Origin of the sequence: Amycolatopsis lurida, from assembly GCF_900105055.1 — a bacterium.
Classification (GTDB): Bacteria; Actinomycetota; Actinomycetes; order Mycobacteriales; family Pseudonocardiaceae; genus Amycolatopsis; species Amycolatopsis lurida.
This window is the reverse complement of the sequence record NZ_FNTA01000004.1, coordinates 301,935-317,277: the sequence shown is the minus strand read 5'-3', so window position 1 is coordinate 317,277 and position 15,343 is coordinate 301,935. Positions and strand designations below refer to the sequence as shown.

General features: G+C 69.5%; 13 protein-coding genes. 8 read left to right on the top strand and 5 right to left on the bottom strand.

Annotation, left to right across the window (positions count from 1 at the left end):
• The first annotated feature begins 135 nt into the window (after positions 1–135).
• From BLW75_RS06760 to BLW75_RS06735, 6 genes are read left to right on the top strand one after another with little or no spacing between them, the layout of a single operon-like run.
• On the top strand, positions 136–1,449 hold the full coding sequence (locus BLW75_RS06760) for a hypothetical protein (protein ID WP_034316522.1): 1,314 nt from the start codon (positions 136–138) through the stop codon (positions 1,447–1,449).
• Entirely contained in the window at positions 1,446–2,501 is a 1,056-nt protein-coding gene (locus BLW75_RS06755; protein WP_034316521.1) for a hypothetical protein, read from the top strand. The genes BLW75_RS06760 and BLW75_RS06755 overlap by 4 nt, the downstream gene beginning before the upstream one ends.
• Positions 2,488–5,529: a hypothetical protein gene (locus BLW75_RS06750; RefSeq protein WP_241783823.1), complete on the top strand. Its 3,042-nt coding sequence runs from the start codon at positions 2,488–2,490 to the stop codon at positions 5,527–5,529. Before BLW75_RS06755 ends, BLW75_RS06750 begins: the two co-directional genes overlap by 14 nt.
• 58 nt (positions 5,530–5,587) lie before the next feature.
• Positions 5,588–6,115 carry a hypothetical protein gene (locus BLW75_RS06745; protein ID WP_034316519.1) on the top strand — a complete coding sequence of 176 codons (528 nt, stop codon included), beginning with the start codon at positions 5,588–5,590 and terminating at the stop codon, positions 6,113–6,115.
• A gap of 10 nt (positions 6,116–6,125) precedes the next feature.
• Positions 6,126–6,971, top strand: coding sequence for a DUF3592 domain-containing protein (locus BLW75_RS06740; protein ID WP_034316518.1), 846 nt, complete (start codon positions 6,126–6,128; stop codon positions 6,969–6,971).
• 21 nt (positions 6,972–6,992) lie between these two features.
• Positions 6,993–8,306 carry an MFS transporter gene (locus BLW75_RS06735; protein WP_034316517.1) on the top strand — a complete coding sequence of 438 codons (1,314 nt, stop codon included), beginning with the start codon at positions 6,993–6,995 and terminating at the stop codon, positions 8,304–8,306.
• On the opposite strand, the gene BLW75_RS06730 is transcribed toward BLW75_RS06735, so the two are convergent.
• Both BLW75_RS06730 and BLW75_RS06725 read right to left on the bottom strand, forming a co-directional pair.
• Positions 8,299–9,114 carry an MBL fold metallo-hydrolase gene (locus BLW75_RS06730; RefSeq protein ID WP_241783821.1) on the bottom strand — a complete coding sequence of 272 codons (816 nt, stop codon included), beginning with the start codon at positions 9,112–9,114 and terminating at the stop codon, positions 8,299–8,301. The two genes, BLW75_RS06735 and BLW75_RS06730, sit on opposite strands and share 8 nt — an antisense overlap.
• 82 nt (positions 9,115–9,196) lie before the next feature.
• Entirely contained in the window at positions 9,197–9,793 is a 597-nt protein-coding gene (locus BLW75_RS06725) for a DUF6801 domain-containing protein (protein WP_034316516.1), read from the bottom strand.
• 228 nt (positions 9,794–10,021) lie between these two features.
• Here BLW75_RS06725 and BLW75_RS06720 point away from each other — a divergent pair, with 228 nt between their 5' ends.
• Complete coding sequence (locus BLW75_RS06720; protein WP_034316515.1) at positions 10,022–10,804, top strand: adenylate/guanylate cyclase domain-containing protein; 783 nt, start codon at positions 10,022–10,024, stop codon at positions 10,802–10,804.
• A gap of 206 nt (positions 10,805–11,010) precedes the next feature.
• Here the strand turns inward: BLW75_RS06720 and BLW75_RS06715 are convergent, their stop codons facing one another.
• Together BLW75_RS06715 and BLW75_RS06710 are read right to left on the bottom strand one after the other, a co-directional pair.
• Entirely contained in the window at positions 11,011–12,399 is a 1,389-nt protein-coding gene (locus BLW75_RS06715) for a Gfo/Idh/MocA family protein (RefSeq protein WP_034316596.1), read from the bottom strand.
• Between the two features lie 174 nt (positions 12,400–12,573).
• A complete protein-coding gene (locus BLW75_RS06710) occupies positions 12,574–13,269 on the bottom strand; it encodes a nitroreductase family protein (protein WP_034316514.1) in 696 nt (231 codons plus the stop codon).
• A gap of 485 nt (positions 13,270–13,754) precedes the next feature.
• Between BLW75_RS06710 and BLW75_RS06705 the strand changes: the two genes are divergently transcribed.
• Positions 13,755–14,474, top strand: a complete 720-nt coding sequence (locus BLW75_RS06705) for a S1 family peptidase (protein WP_034316513.1) — start codon at positions 13,755–13,757, stop codon at positions 14,472–14,474.
• Positions 14,475–14,527: 53 nt separating this feature from the next.
• Here BLW75_RS06705 and BLW75_RS06700 read toward each other — a convergent pair whose 3' ends face one another.
• Entirely contained in the window at positions 14,528–15,295 is a 768-nt protein-coding gene (locus BLW75_RS06700; protein ID WP_034316512.1) for a dioxygenase family protein, read from the bottom strand.
• Positions 15,296–15,343 lie beyond the last annotated feature (48 nt).

Sequence of the window (15,343 nt, the reverse complement as noted above, 5' to 3'; positions counted from 1 at the left end):
CGGCGGAGCACCTCTGTGACGACGCTGAACCTAAGAGGACTTTCGGACGAAGTCAACGAAAGTATGTACAGAATGGACAAAAGTTAGGCCGAACGGTCTCTCGGATAGAGTTGCGGCCGGAGACGGGGAGGGCGAGTGACGAGGGGATCGGGCGAGTCCCGGCTGCGGTCGGCCGTTCTCGCGCAGGCATGGGCGAGCATCCCCGGTGTGGAAGTCCTGTCCTCGGCCGACGGCGGCCCGCTGACCCGGACGATCAAGAAGATCATCGACCCGCTGGTCGTCCGCACCGCGGCGCGCCCCCGGCTCGGTCGTCCCGTGCTGGACGCGGTCACGGCGGTGGAGTTGACGGAAGTGCTGCTGGCCGATGCCGACAGGCTGCGCGCGACGGCCGCGTGGTTCACCCACCTCAAACGGCAGCGCCGCGCCCTGCGTATCACCGCGGGCAACGTCCAGGACGTGTGTTTCCCGCTGGCATACGAGTTGGCGACGGGTTTCGGCTCGCCAGGTCCGGACGCGGCGGAGGCGGCCGCGGCGGCGTTGCGGGAGCTGCACGGTGAGGGCGGCGCGGTGGGCGTCGATCAGCTCACCTCCTATCTCTCGGATCCGCGGCACTCGGCCGAGCTGACCGCCGAATTGCGGCGTCGCTGGCACGCCGAAACCGCCGTATCGCAGGACATCACCGCGCTCCGGGCGTTCGTCGACGGCCTTTCCGATTCCACTTGGCGAGCTCTCGCCGATTCGGCGACCGGGCACGCTCTCGGGCTGATGCTGCGAGAGCCTGGCGGGGCCCGAGCCTTGAGCGAAGTCGTCCGAGAGATTTCAGGGCTTCGCGCACCGGATCTCGGCCTGCAGCGCGGGGATCGCACCGCCGTCCCGCCGCTGAACCGGGGCGACGAAACGGGTTCCGAACTCCTCGAACGCAGTGTCGAGCGGCGGGTGCGCGCGACCCTGCGCCGGCTGCCTCCGGACGAGCGGACTCCTGTCGCCGAGCTCGTCGACGACGAACTGACCCGGGTCGCCGCCGGCTTCGGGCTCGGCCTGCCCGCGCTGGCCGCGTGTTTCGCGCTTGGTGTCGTCCTCGCGCCCGCGCTGCGGCCACTCGACGGCGCGGCGCCCGCCGGTGTTCCCGAATTCGCGCGGCAGCTCAACGCGCAGGTCGCCCGCGAGGGTTACGTCCTGCACGCTCGCCGGGCCCTGGCCGGTGCCACGCCGCTCACTCCGCGGCCCGACGCCGAACTCCTGCGCGATCTTCGAGAGTTCGCCAAGCATTTCCTCAGCAGGCTGTGGGTCCGGCTGCACGGCTTCGACGTCCGCGGCGATCTGCCCGCCGACGCCGCCGACGTACGCGACCTCGTCACCGGGGTGGTCCGTTCGACCTCATTGGACCTGAGGACGAAGGTGCGGCGTGCGCTCGTGGCCCGTCTGCCGGAGCTGGAGGCCGTGTCGTGACGCATCCGGTGCACACTCCCGTCATCGCGGCCGACGGTGCGCTCGTCCGCTTCGCCCTGGCCGATCTCCTCGCCGGCCGGACGACGACGATGCACATCGAACTCACCGACGCCGGAGCCGCCGAACCGTGGCTGACCCGGCTCGTCGGCGCGGAAGCCACTCTCCTCGCACTCGGCCAAGGCCAAGCGGAAGTCGCCGCCCGGGCGGAACTCGGCAGGCTCGCCTTGCTGCTGTGGCTCCGTCGCTGGTGGCCCGCGGGCCCGTCACTCGGAATCCCTTCGCTGGATCCGGCGTTGCTGGACCTCGAAACGGCGGTCGCGACGGCCGATGTCGAGAGCGTGGCCGAAGGCCTTCTCGACGGTTTCGAAGCCTCCCCGGCCGAGCTGTTCGACGCGGCGATCGCGGACGGCGCCCTTCTGGCGGCCGCGGTCCCGGTCGCCGGCGACGCCCGGGAATCGTGCACTCGTCTCGCGGCTTGGTTCGACGATCAGGACGACGTCGTGCGCGCCGAGGCGGCGGCCGAAGTGTCGGCACGGCTTGAAATGGCGACACCCGGCCAACGTGAGTACGCGCTGGCCGCGGGCCTCGATCCGCTCGCACCCGGCGAAGGCGTACTGGCGACCGGACGCGCGAGTGTCGACTGGGCGCGCGTGCCACCGGGAATCCTGGACGCCGGTGAGGACACGGTGACCTGGCGGATCGTCGCGGCCGCGGCCGCCACGAGACTCGAAGTCGTCGTCGCGGGCGCGTTCGCCGACGCGGCCATCGCGGCGTTCGCGAGTCACGCGGGCGAGCCGTTCGCGGAGGTGCCGCTCGAACTGGGCGCCGGACGGTTCTCCGGTACGGCGGAGCTGGACGAGACCGCGACCAGGCTCACCGCTCGTGTCCACAGTGGACAGCTAGCCGTCGTCGTCGGCGTTGCGGGGGAAGGCGTCGCCGGCACGACGGCGGGAGACCGGGCGGAAGTGGTCGCGCTCGTGCGGGCCCGCCCGCCGGAGGCCAGGACGCTCGCCGAACGGGCGGCGGCCGCTTCCGCCGATGAGGAGTTCTGACGTGCTCGTCGGCATGCCACCGCCCCGGAATCGACCGGACCGGCCGCTTCCGCCCGAATTGGGGCCCGCGACCTCGCATGGTTACAACTGTCGTTGTGTCGCACGGTATTTCGGCCTCGATCCGGCGCCGTACGGCGAACTGCACGCGTGCTCGCTGTCCGAACGCCAGTACCGGAAGCTGCTCGCCGACGCGGTCAAGCTCCAGGACAAGGCCAAACGGCTCGCCGTCACCCGGGACGTCGCCGGCGCGCATCGGACGTACGGCAAGATGCGGGAGATCGCGCAGCGGCTCGACCGGACGGATCTGGACCTCGCCGCGGTCAGCGATCTGGCCACCGTCTGCTATTCCGCGGGCGATCTGCGCAACGCGAGACAATGCGCCGAAGCCGTGCTTCAGGCCTTCAAGGTGAGCACGGCCGCCATCGTCCACTACGGACAGTACACCGAAATCCGGATGATCGAAGGCTCCCGGGAGGTCGCCGAGCGCGTGCTCATCTCCTTGCACACGGAGGAAGGCGACATCGCCAAGGCACGTGAGCTGATCGCCGGGCAACGCCGCCGGGCGGCGCTGCGCAAGCAAGAGGGGCCGGACCAGTACCCGCCCGAGCTGCTCGACGTGTACGGCGCGGACGAGCTGGAACTGCGGATCTTCGACGTGCGCGTCCAGATCGCCGCCGGGGACATGGCGGGCGCGCGGGCCGCGATCGAGGAGATCCTGACGGCGTTGGACGCCCTCGCGGAGATCGACGAGATCCGCGGGCAAGTGGCGGCCCTGCAAGCGATGGCGCGCGCCGAGCGGGCCCGCGTCCGCCAGACGGGTGGTGAAGACGCCGACGCGCGCGCGGATCTGCTGCGGCTGAGCGCCCAGCACGAAGGCCGTCCACTGGCCGCCTGGGCGAGCATCGAGCTGGCGGCGGACCGGGCGTTCGGCGGCGACTTCCCCGGTGCGGTCGCCACGATCGTCGCCGCCCGTGACGAACTCGTCGAAGCGGGACTGAACGGCGATGTCGCGGAGGCGAGTCACGCGCTGGGCACCCTGCTGCTGTTCGCGGGGGATGTCGCGCAGGCGAGGGACCAGTTCGAGCACGCGGGGAAGATCTGGACGGCCAACGCCGACGTTCCGGGCCTGCGGCGTCTCGACGTGGCGCTGGCCCGGTGCGCGATGGCCGAAGGTGACTGGGCGACGGCGAGGGACCACGTGACCCGCGCCCGGGAGTCGGCGCGGACATCGGGGGATTGGTCGGACCGTCTGCACACGGATTTCGTGGCGGCCACGATCGGCTTCGCCCACGGCGAAGATCTGCGCTCGGTGCTGGATCTGCTGCTCCCGCTCGCCCTCGCGGCGGCGGAGTACCGGTTCGAGTTCACTTCGCCGCAGGCACGCACGGCCTGGGCGCGCGAAGTCGCCGGTCCGGCGACGGAAATGCTGATGGCGCTGCTGGGGCAGCTCCAAGAGCCGAGGCTGGCGGCGGAACTGATCGAGCGCACCTGCGCCGTCGGGGCGTACACGGGCGCGGAGGGGCGCTCGCTGGATCTCACCGGCTCGCTGCCCACCCTCGAAGTGCGTCCGGTCGCCGAAGGGCTTCCGTTGGCGGCGCTGGGTTCCGTGACGTCGTCGCTTCCGCTGCGGCTCGCCCCGCCGCCCGCGCTGCGCTGGTCACCCTCGTCGCCCATGGAGCTGGACCCGTGGCTCCGCCTCGCCGCCGAGCGGTATCAGCTGCCCGGCACGGTCGCCGAAACCGTCGAGACCTGGCCGTCCGCGAAGCCCGGACGCGAGACGTTCCTCCTGCGCTACGCCGACGCCGGCCACACCTTCCTCACCTGGCGGACCACCGAGGACCTCGACACCGTCCACACCCATCCGATCGAATTCGCCCTGGTCGGGACCGCTCGCCAGTTCTTGGACGCCGCGTCGCCCACACCACGCGAAGGCGAGAGCGCGGCCGACGCCGTCCGTCGCTCACTGAGCGCGGACGCCTTCGGCAGCTTCGATGGCGAACAACGCCTGGCCCGCGTCCTCGCCCTCAACCTCCTGCCCGCGGATCTGGTCGAGCGGCTCCGGCGCGCCGCCGACGATGGAACCCGCCCGCTCCTGCGGATCCAGCCGTCCCCGAGCCTGGCCGGTGTTCCGTGGGGACTGCTGGCGCTGCCCGACAGGCGGGCCGATCACGTCCTCGAGATCGACGAGATCGGCAGCTGTTTCGACAGTGACGAGCGCGTTCTCGATGTCGCCGACGTCTCGTTGCTCGCCCCGGCCGCGATCCCGCGCCGTCCGCCCGCCGCCGACGGCCCGCCCGTCTACCTGCTCGACCCGCGTATCCCGGGTCAAAGCGCGTTCGGCGAGCTGGGTTCCGTACTGGGCAAACAGGATCCGTCGTCGCCGCTGATCCGCCATCTCGACGAGCGGCTCGCCGAAGGCCCGGTCCTGCCCGCCGCCGCCACCGGGCTCGAGCTGGTCCGCCGCACCGACACCGACCGCCGTCTGCTCGCCGAACTGCTCGCGGGCCCCTGTTCCCGGTTGGTGTTCGTCGGGCACGTCAGCCGGGTCCGCGACGAGTACGGCGCGCAGACCGCGCTGCATCTGTCCTGTTCCGCCGATCTTCCCGGCACGGCCGCGCCGATCGGAACGCACCGGCCGTTCACCGCCGCCGACCTCGCACTGTCCGAAATGGACAGCATGCCCGCGCGGGTGGCGCTGATCGGCTGCGCCAGCGCGAGCGATTTCGGTCTCGCCGAACCGTTCGGTGTGCTGCTCGCCGCGGTCGCGGCCGGAGCGGGACTGGTCGCCGCCACGGTCTGGGCGTTGCCGACTTCGGCCGCGGTGCCCGGTTCGGACCCGATGTCCGAACTCGTCATCGCCGTCGACACCGCGCTCGCCGGGGACGATCCGGTCACCGAACTGTGCGCCTGGCAGCGGACCCGGCTCGCTCGCTGGCGCGAACAGCCCGAACCGGCGGCCTCACCGGTCTTCTGGGCGCCGCTGACCTGCCTCGACGCGACCGACGACGGGAAAACCTGGGTTCGGTAGCGGGACGGCCCGCCGAAGCTGTGTCCAGCACGAACGACACGGCGAAAGGCGGCACCCGATGTTCAAGAAGATCCGCGACAAGATCAACGACGCGACACAGCAGGGCATGGCGCGGGGTGAGCAGGACTTCCACCGCCACGCGGAACAGTTCCGGCAGGCCGCCGCCGCGCAGGGGCACGACATCACCCCGCAGCTGCCGACGCCGCAGCTGGCCGCGCAGGCCTTCCGGAGCCTCAACGCCGACCCGGACATGGCGGCGTTCCTGGCGCTGCCGATGGACGAGCAACTGCGTCAGCAGCAGGAACTCCAGGCCTACGGCACCGAACTGCGGCGGCTCTACGACACCTGCGAGCCCGCCACCCTGGTGGTCCGCGAGCTGGAGCCGACCGGCCGGAGGATCGCCGGGCAGGCGCAGTACACCGCGACGCTCGAGGTCACCCGCGCCGACGGCACCACCTACCGGACGGTGACGCAGCTGATCGCGCCGCTGGCGACGATTCAGCAGTACGCGCCGGGCACCCGCCACGAAGCCCGCGTCGACCCCGCCGACCCGGCGAAGATCGCCGTGTTCGGCCCGATCGGTTAGGCGGCAGGCGATGTTCGGGACCTTCGAGTTCGGCCTGCCGGGAGACCCCCGGCAGGCCCGCCGCCCCGGTCTGCGGCTCTGGCTGCTCGGCGTGCCGACGACGCTCGCCTGGGCGGCGGTGGGCTGGTCGGGCGCCCTCGGGCTGCTGGACGGCTTCCGGTTGATGTCGCTGAACCGCGTCGACGCGTGGGGGCCCGACGCGGGCCCGGCGGTTTCGCTCGTCCTGTTCTTCAGCGTCTCGATCACGGTGGCCTCGTCACTCGGGTTCGCGATGCTGTGGGGCGGCGGGATGTCGTTGCGCGGGATGGGCATCGGCTTCCGGGCGAGCAGTCTCGCCGCGTCCCTCGGCATCGCGCTGGGCAGCGGCGTCGCGATCCCGTCCTGGACGCCGCCCGAGGCGGTGGGGAAGCGGCTGCCGTCCGAACCGTGGACCGAGGTGGACTGGATCGTCTACTACGAGCCGTACCTCGTTCCGGCGGTGGCCGGGGTGACCGCGCTGGTCATGATCATGGTGCTGGGACGGGCGTTCGTCACCAAGGCGGAGGCGGACGACCGCGCGCAGGCACTCGCTCAGACCGGCAGGCAGGTGCTCGGAGAGGTGCTCGGCGTCGAGTTCACGAACATCTGGGTGATGGGGAATCCCAGGTTCACCGTGCAGGTCCGGTTCCCCACGGACGACGGCGAGCGGACCGTCATCACGACGATGATCACTCCGCCGCTGCAGGCCCCCGCCCGCGGCTCGACGGTGAAGGTCACCTACGACCCGCGGAACCCCGACTCGGTTCAGGTGGACCCGGATCCGGCCGATCGGGCCGCCGGCGGAAACTTCGGTGCGTTCCTGCCTCCGCTGTTCTGATCGCCCTCTACACTCCCGCGGATGGACGAACAGACGGCAGAGGTGTCCACCGCCCCGGCGGTGCGCAAGGCGATGATCCGGCTGGTCCCGTTACTCGGGCTGCTCTATCTGCTCAACTATCTGGACCGGGTCAACGTCGGGTTCGCGGCGCTCACCATGAACGCGGACCTCGGCATCAGCTCGGCCGCCTACGGACTCGGCGCGGGCCTGTTCTTCGTCGGGTACTTCTTCTTCGAAGTGCCCAGCAACGTGATCCTGCACAAGGTCGGCGCCCGGATCTGGATCGCGCGGATCATGGTCACCTGGGGCATCGTCGCCTCGGCCACCGCGTTCATCCAGGGCGAGGTCAGCTTCTACATCGTCCGGGTGCTGCTCGGGATCGCCGAGGCCGGGTTCTTCCCCGGCATCATCCTGTACTTGACCTACTGGTTCCCGCGAAAGCAGCGAGCCAAGATCGTCGCGCTGTTCTTCCTCGCGGTGCCGCTCTCTTCGGTCATCGGCAGCCCGGTCTCCTCCCTGCTCATCAAGCACGGTGACGGTGTGCTGGGCTTCGACGCGGGCTGGCGGTTCATGTTCTTCGCCGAAGGGGTGCCTTCGATCCTGCTCGGGGTGGCGGTGTTCTTCCTGCTGCCGAGCAAGCCGAAGGACGCGAAATGGCTGACGCCGCGGGAACGCACGGCGTTGCAGTCGGCCATCGACGCGGAAGACGTCCGCGAGGTCGGCAAGGAGGTGAGCACGCGATCGGCGCTGACCGATCCGCGTGTGCTCGCGCTGAGCGCCGTCTACTTCGGGATCATCTTCGGCCTCTACGTGCTCGCGTTCTTCCTTCCGCAGGTGATCAAGGGCTTCCAGGAACAGTTCCAGACCAACTACACCATCGTGGAGATCGGGCTGATCACCGCGATCCCGTACGCCGTGGCCGCCGTCGCCATGGTGTTGTGGGCGCGGCATTCCGACCGCACCGGCGAACGGGCGGGGCACGTCGCCATCGCCGCGTTCGTCGGCGCGGTCGCGATCGCCGCCGCGCTGTATCTCGGTTCGCCGCTGTGGGTGATGGTCGCGGTGACCCTCTGCGCGGTCGGCGTGTTCACCGCGATCCCGGTGTTCTGGCAGCTGCCCAACGCCTTCCTGACCGGAGTCGGTGCCGCCGCCGGGATCGGCCTGATCAACTCCTTCGGTAACCTGTCGGGCTTCGTCGGCCCCTATCTCACCGGCTGGCTGCAGGGGGTGACCGGGAGCTTCCGCGCCGGGATGTGGGCCGTCGCGTTCTTCATGGCGATGGCGGGGGCCATCGCGTTGACCTTCCGCGGCAAGGACAAACGCGCGATCAAGTGAGGTGGTCGAAGTCGCCGTTCACCCACCGGATATGGGTTTCGGCGCTTCGGCGCACCACCGCGCGGGCATCCTGGTCGATGGTGTCGCCGCCGAGGGTGTAGAGCCGGTCGTAGGAGAATTCGTCGAGCCGGTCGACGATGCGGCGGACCACGGCGCCCGACAGCGGGATGTGCTTGGGGAAGTTGCGCTGGAACGACACCCAGTTCGGCGCGAGCCCACCCGAGATCGTGTCCCCGGCCAGGATGCTGCCGTCCGGTGTCCTGGCCACGGCGCTGCCCCGCATATGCCCGCCGAGCCGGACGAGTTCGAGGCCGGGCAAGGGTTCCACGTGCTCGTCCCAGAACTCGAACGCCGGATCGGGGGCGGGCAGCCATTCGCGGTTGCGTTCGTTGACCAGCACCGGAACCCCGCCCAGCGCGCGGCTCCAGCCGAGCTGGGCGCCGAACATGTGCGGGTGGCTGGTGGCGATCACGGCGACGTCGCCGAGCCCGCGCACGACGTCGAGCACTTCCGTGTCCAACCAGGACGGCGGATCCCAGAGCAGGGTGCCCGCCGGGGTCACCGCGACGAACGACCAGTGCCCGATCGCGAAGTTCGGCTCCCGCTTGATGCTGTGCAGGCCACGTCCGTGATCCCGGTGCAAGGTCTTGTGCGGCACGGAGATCAGTTCCTCGTGCGTCCACCAGCGGCCGGTGTGCGCGCCGAGATCGCCTGCTTCTTCGATGCCGACCTCGCCGCGGTCGAGAACGCACCGGGGAGGCTCGGGGGTGGCGGGATGTTCGATACCGCACCTGTCGCAAATCCACATGATCGACAGCTTGCGACCTCCAGTGCGCTGGAGGTCAAGACGCGTCTTCCCCCGGCTCGGCGAGCCGGGGGAAGACGGGGGTTCAGCTGACGGTCGTCTTGCCGAGGACGGCGTCCTGGTCGGGCGGGTCGAGCGCGAGCTGGACGTCGAACTCGCCGAGCGAGCTGTCGGTGACGATATGCGAGGTCGCCGCGGCGTCCACGCTGCTGGTCGCCTCACCGGCGGGGGTGCCCGCGGGGATGGTGAAGTCGACCTTGCCTTCCGCGGTGAACTTGAGCGGTCCTTCGGCGGGCACCTCGGTGTCCGGGATCGGCAGCTCGATGGGGATCGAGATCTTCTGCTCACCGAGCGCGATGTTCACCTTCGAGCCGATCGTGCCGGAGAGCTTCTTGGCGCCGACCAGCCGGAGCCCGTCGCCCGCGGCCTGACCGGCGTCGACGTCGAGGGTGAACGGTACCGAAACCGGCTCCCCGGCTTTCGCGGCCGCCGGGATTTCCGCCTTGACGACCACCGCCACCTTCTGGTCGCCGATGATGGGGAAGCCGCCCTTGTACGTGAGATTCTTTTCGACGGCGGCAGCGGTTCCCGCCGCGGCGAGCATGACCGTTCCGGCGACCGCGGCCGCGATCCCGGCCGCGCAGAACCGCCGAACACCCTTCCGTACGAGGGTTTCCGTCATGTCAGGTCCTTTCGTCGTTGAATGGGCTCGAAAGCGAATGTAGGTGGAAAGTCACCAACGAGGAAAGGAAAAGATCTCTCGCGTTTTCTTTACGCTTCGATCTTGTCACGCGTATGCGGAATGGCGAGTTCGTGAATTGTCATGCGGTGGAGTAAAGGGGAAACGGCGCCCGCATTCTTGTCACCTCGGTGACAGGTGCGCCGGACCCGGGGCGAGCGGGCTAGGGTCTTGATCGTGACCGAACGACCCGAGCCGTGGCATCTCCGGACCCGCAGGTTCCTGCGCGCGACGGATCAGCGCGGCGAGCTGGTGCGCGGGGCGCGGTTCCTCCGCAGGCTGGTCCCGGGTGACCCGCTGGCTCCGTCGACGGGCCGCTCGTCCGACCGGCTCGCCCGGCTGCTCGCCGAGGCGGGCGCGGACCGGCCCAGCGCCACCCGTGAGCTGGGGCTGGCCGCCGTGCAGGCCTGGCAGGCCGTCCGCCGGTCCGGCGCGCCGCCGGTGTCCGCGGACGGCATCACGGTGCTGTTCACCGATCTGGTCGGCTTCTCGACCTGGGCGTTGCAGGCGGGCGACGAGCGGGTGCTGGAGCTGCTGCGTTCGGTCGCCGAGGTGACCGAATCGATCGTCACCGGGCATCGCGGCAGCATCGTGAAAGGCCTCGGCGACGGCGTGATGGCCGTGTTCGCCGACCCCGGCGAGGCGGTGAACGCCGCCTACGAGACGTGCTCCGCCGTGAGTGTGATCAAGGCCGAGGGCTATCTCCCGCACCTGCGCGCGGGGCTGCATCGAGGGAATCCTCGGCGGGTCGGCAACGACTACCTCGGTGTCGACGTGAACATCGCCGCCCGCATCATGGCCGCCGCCGACGGCGACGAGGTCCTGGCCAGCGGAAGCGTCGTCGACGAGCTGGACCCCGGCGCGGTGACCGTGCGACCGCGCCGGAGCTTCCGCGCCAAGGGGACCCCGAAGGACCTCCGTGTCTACCGGGTCGTGCCTCGGTACTCCTCGTGAGTCGCCGTCATGTTCTCTTGAGGGGTAAGGCAAACGCGCCGGGTCGGGAAAGTGGCTGTCGCGACCCGCGCCCTGACCGGGCCCTCCACCCACCCTCCCACGGTCCCCGCAGACGTTGCGAAAGCCACTTTCGCAACCTTCAACGTTGCGAAAGTGGCTTTCGTAACGTGCCACCTTTGTTCTTACCCCGCAAAGAGCCGCGCGCCCTAGCCCGGCATCTCCGAAGGCTGCGAGTCCAGTCCCGCCCGCGGTTTCGTCCAGCCGCCACGCGTGAAGTCCGGCACCGCGACCGGTTTCCCGCCGCGTGCCAGGGAGACCACGCTCAACGGCACGGGGGAGCACCAGGCCGCCGAGTCGTAGACGTCGATGTCCGGCACCAGCCCGGCGCGCATCTGCTGCACGATCCGCCACTGCAGCACGTAGTCCATGCCGCCGTGCCCGCCGAGGTTCGGGTCGTCCTTCAGTTTCTTCCACAGCCAGTGGTCGTGGCGTTCGCGGTACGGCCCGAAGTCCTTCCACGCGTGGCCGCTGTGGTCAGGCTCGACGTAGATGCGGGCGGGATAGTCCTCCACGATGCCGCGGCTGCCGGCGAGACTGTTGATGCGGCTGTACGGCCGCGGCGAGCTGACGTCGTGCTCGGCGCGGATGATCCGGCCCTGCTCGGTTTCGATCAGGCAGGTCACCAGGTCACCGTTGATGTAGGTCTCTTTCCACGACGGGTGGCCCGGCGGCATGTGGCGTTCGCGGTAGTCGGCGAGGCCCTTCGGCTCGGTCGCCGTGGCGCGCAAGGTGGCGAACCGGTCGCCGCGGTTCACGTCCATGCAGGCGGCGATCGGCGCGAGGCCGTGCATCGGGTAGAAGCTGGCGGTGCTGCGGGTGTGCCACTTCCGGCGCCACGCGTCGGTGTAGTAAGTGTCGGAGAACAGCAGTTCGCGAAGGTCGTGCAGGTAGCCGCCGTGCCCGTTGGTGACCTCGCCGAAGACACCCTCGTGCGCCATCTTGAGGATGGCCAGCTCGTTGCGGCCGTAGCTGCAGTTCTCGGCGAGGAACAGGTGTTTGCGGGTCTGCTCGCTGGTGTTGACGAGGTCCCACAACTGGTCGAGCTCGGTGGCGATCGGGAGCTCGACGCCGACGTGCTTGCCTGCCAGCAGCGCGGCCTTGCCCTGCGCGTAATGGAACTCCCACGGCGTGGCGATGTAGACGAGGTCGATGTCGTCCCGGGAGAGCATCTTCTTATAGGCGTCGGCGGATCCGCCGTACTCGGCCGGGCGCGGACGCCCGGCGGCGGCGAGTTTGTCCGCGGCGGCCTTCGCGCGCTCCGCGCGGATGTCGCAGACCGCGGTGACGACGGCGCCCGGGACGGCGCTCCACCCGCCGATCATGGACTTACCGCGGTTGCCGAGACCGATGAGCGCGATCCGGACGGTCTGGTGCCGCTCGAACGGGACCCCGATCATGCTGCGCTGACCAGGACGGCGGGGCGCGCTTTCCGCCTCTTCCGCCGCGGTCGCGCTCGTCGGGATCGCGGCGAGCGCCCCGGCGGCGAGCGCGCCGCCGAACAGTGTCCGCCGGGAGACAGAGGGCAGGTCGGCCATGAAGAACACTCCTTCGTGTCGCCTTCGGTGCCCAGACCTTGTCCAATCGCCATCGGATATGTCAAGAGATGCGCCAAAGTGTGCAATAAACTGCACTATTGATCAATTTGAGTGCGTGCTTGGCCGGGTTTCGCGCAACCCGGGTGCGCGTATACACCCGGGCCGCGCGGACGGTCACCGGCGGATCAGCACCTGGTCGATCGACTTGCGCACCAGGTTCGGCACCACGCAGTCGTCCGCCGGATAACCGACCGGGATGACGGCGAACGCCTTCTCGTTCTGCGGCCGCTCGAGCAGCTCGCCGAGGAACCGCATCGGCGACGGCGTATGCGTCAACGCGGCCAGCCCGGACAGATGCAACGCCGTGAGCAGCATGCCGACCGCGATGCCCACCGACTCGTCGACGTAGTAGTGCTTGTGCTTGGTGCCGTCCTCGTCGAGGAAGTAGCGCTGCTGGAAGACCACGATGAGGTACGGGGCGTCGGTGAGATGGGTCTTGACGGCGTCGGTGCCCAGCGGGCGCAACGCGGAGAGCCACTCCTCGCCGAGCCTGCCCTCGTACGAAACGCGTTCTTCCTCTTCGGCGGCCTCGCGGATCCGCTGTTTCGTCTCGGCGTCTTCGATGAGCACGAACGTCCACGGTTGCTGATGCGCGCCGCTGGGCGCCGTCGCCGCCACCGCGATGGCGTCCACCACCACCTGCTCGGGCACGGGGTCCGTCGAGAACATCCGCACGGTGCGGCGGGTGTCCATGCGGCGGCGCAGGTCGGCGGCGGTGGCCAGCGCTTCTTCCGCGGGTACGCGCGCCGGGCGGTAGGGCACCGGCTCGAAGGGGTCGCCGTAGGTCGGGGTCCACTGTGCTGTGGTCATGATGGCGATTCTGGCGGCGGACCCGGTTTTCGGGAACCCCCGGAGCGAGGTTCGTGAGGCGCAAGGCAAAGCGTCGTGGGCGGGATCATGCGCACGGAGGCCTTCGTGGCGACGTGCGGGCCGTCGGCCCCGCCGTGGGCAGCTTCGCGCGGGGGTCGTGAGTGGTAAAGAGCGTTAGAACGACACTTGTCACTCACGACCCTCCGCCTGTACCGCCCACTCCGAAGGGACACTTCGGCTACCCCCGGAGCGAGGTTATGTCCTTGGAGTTATGCCGCCGTCTGTCTCAAGTGGACGGACGCCGGTCGTCGTAACCGGTGGGCGGCCCCGGTACCTAGAGCGCCACTTAGCGGTCTTCGCGGCGTAGAGATAGGTATCCACTGCACGACTTTCGTCGGTGTCAGGTTTCTCTTGCCGCGCACCAGAATCAGCACACCCGTCCCCATCGCGCGGCCGAACCCGGGCCGCAGAAATGAGTCGGAACCATGCGACTGCGCTCCTTCGCCCTGATCGCCGGCACCGCCTTCGCGGCGCTGCTCGGCGTCACCGCCCCCGTGGCGTCCGCCGCGGAACCGTCCTCCGACGTCCAGCCGATGATCATCGGCGGCCAGAACGCGACGAGCGGCCCGTGGGCGGCCAGGCTCTTCGCCAACGGCAGGCAGACCTGTACCTCGACGATCATCGCGCCGCAGTACATCCTGACCGCGAAGCACTGCGTCGCGAGCAGTGGCACCTTCACCTTCCGGATCGGCAGCCTCGACCAGCAGAGCGGCGGCACCATGGCCACCGGCTCCACCGTCACCCGTCACCCGAGTGCGGACCTCGCGATCGTGAAGCTGACGACGTCGGTCAACGCCACCTACTCACCGCTGGGCACCACGGCCAACGTCTCCGTCGGGCAGACCGTCCAGGTCTACGGCTGGGGCGCGACCAGCCAGTGCGGCTCGGAGATCAACTGCCAGTCCCGCTACCTGAAGGTCGCCAACGTCTCGGTCACGTCGGTCTCCTGCCGTGACTACAACGGCGGCATCGCGGTGTGCGCGCGCCGCGGTGACGGCATCACCGCCGGTGGGGACTCGGGTGGCCCGATGTTCGCCTCCGGCCGTCAGGTCGGCGTCGCCTCGACGAGCGACCGGCAGACGACCACCGCATACACGAACATCACGCGGTACCGGCCCTGGATCCAGCAGATCGCCGGCGTCTGACGCCTGAACAGGGCCCTCCCCGGCACTCGCCGGGGAGGGCCCTGTCGTCTGCTCTAGTCGGGACGGCCGACTTGGGTGTTCGACAGGTCGAGACCGATCGCGAAGTCCGCCGTGTAGCCGCTTCCGGTCTGCTGGGGACGCAAAAGCATCTGTGCCCCGCCGTTGCGGTAGATGGAGTCCCGGCTGTTGGTCGTGTCGGCCGGTCCTTTCCGCCGGTACGGTTCGGTCCGCAGATAGGCCGCGCCGAACTCGGGGGTGAAATAAAGCTGCGAGGTGAACTCGTACGGACGGCCATTGGTGCCGGTGGTGCGGATTTTGATGTGGATATGGAGCGTGCGGCCCGTGTACCATCCTGGCAGAATGGTGGTGAAGCGAGCCGCTCCCGTTTGGTCGGTGTTCTGATACCCGCGCAGGAAACGGCGACCTCGGCTGCCCTGGGACGGAATGTCGGAGTACAGGCCGAACGCGTCGCACTGCCAGAGATCGACCATGGCGCCCGGTAGCGGCGTGCACTGCTGCTGGCGGATTTGCTGGACGGTGAAATTGATCGCCAGCGCGGTGCCGGGAACCAGTTGCCCGGTGGAGGGCTCACTGCGGATGTCGGAGCGGTTGAGCCGTTCGTCGACGAAGTACGGGCCCTCCATTTGTTCGGGCTTGACCACGCAATCCAGCGTGCAGATATCGGGCGCGCCCGGGCTGGAGGTGGTGGCACTCGCGGTGGTGGATCCGGCGACGGCGAGTGTCGCACCGGCGGCGCCGAGGAGAATCAGCGCCTGTCGCCTGCCGAGTACCCGGCCTACTGGCTCATCATCGTCATGCATGAGGTTCCTTTTCGCCAAATGATGGGAGTAAGGGAACTGAACGCGACG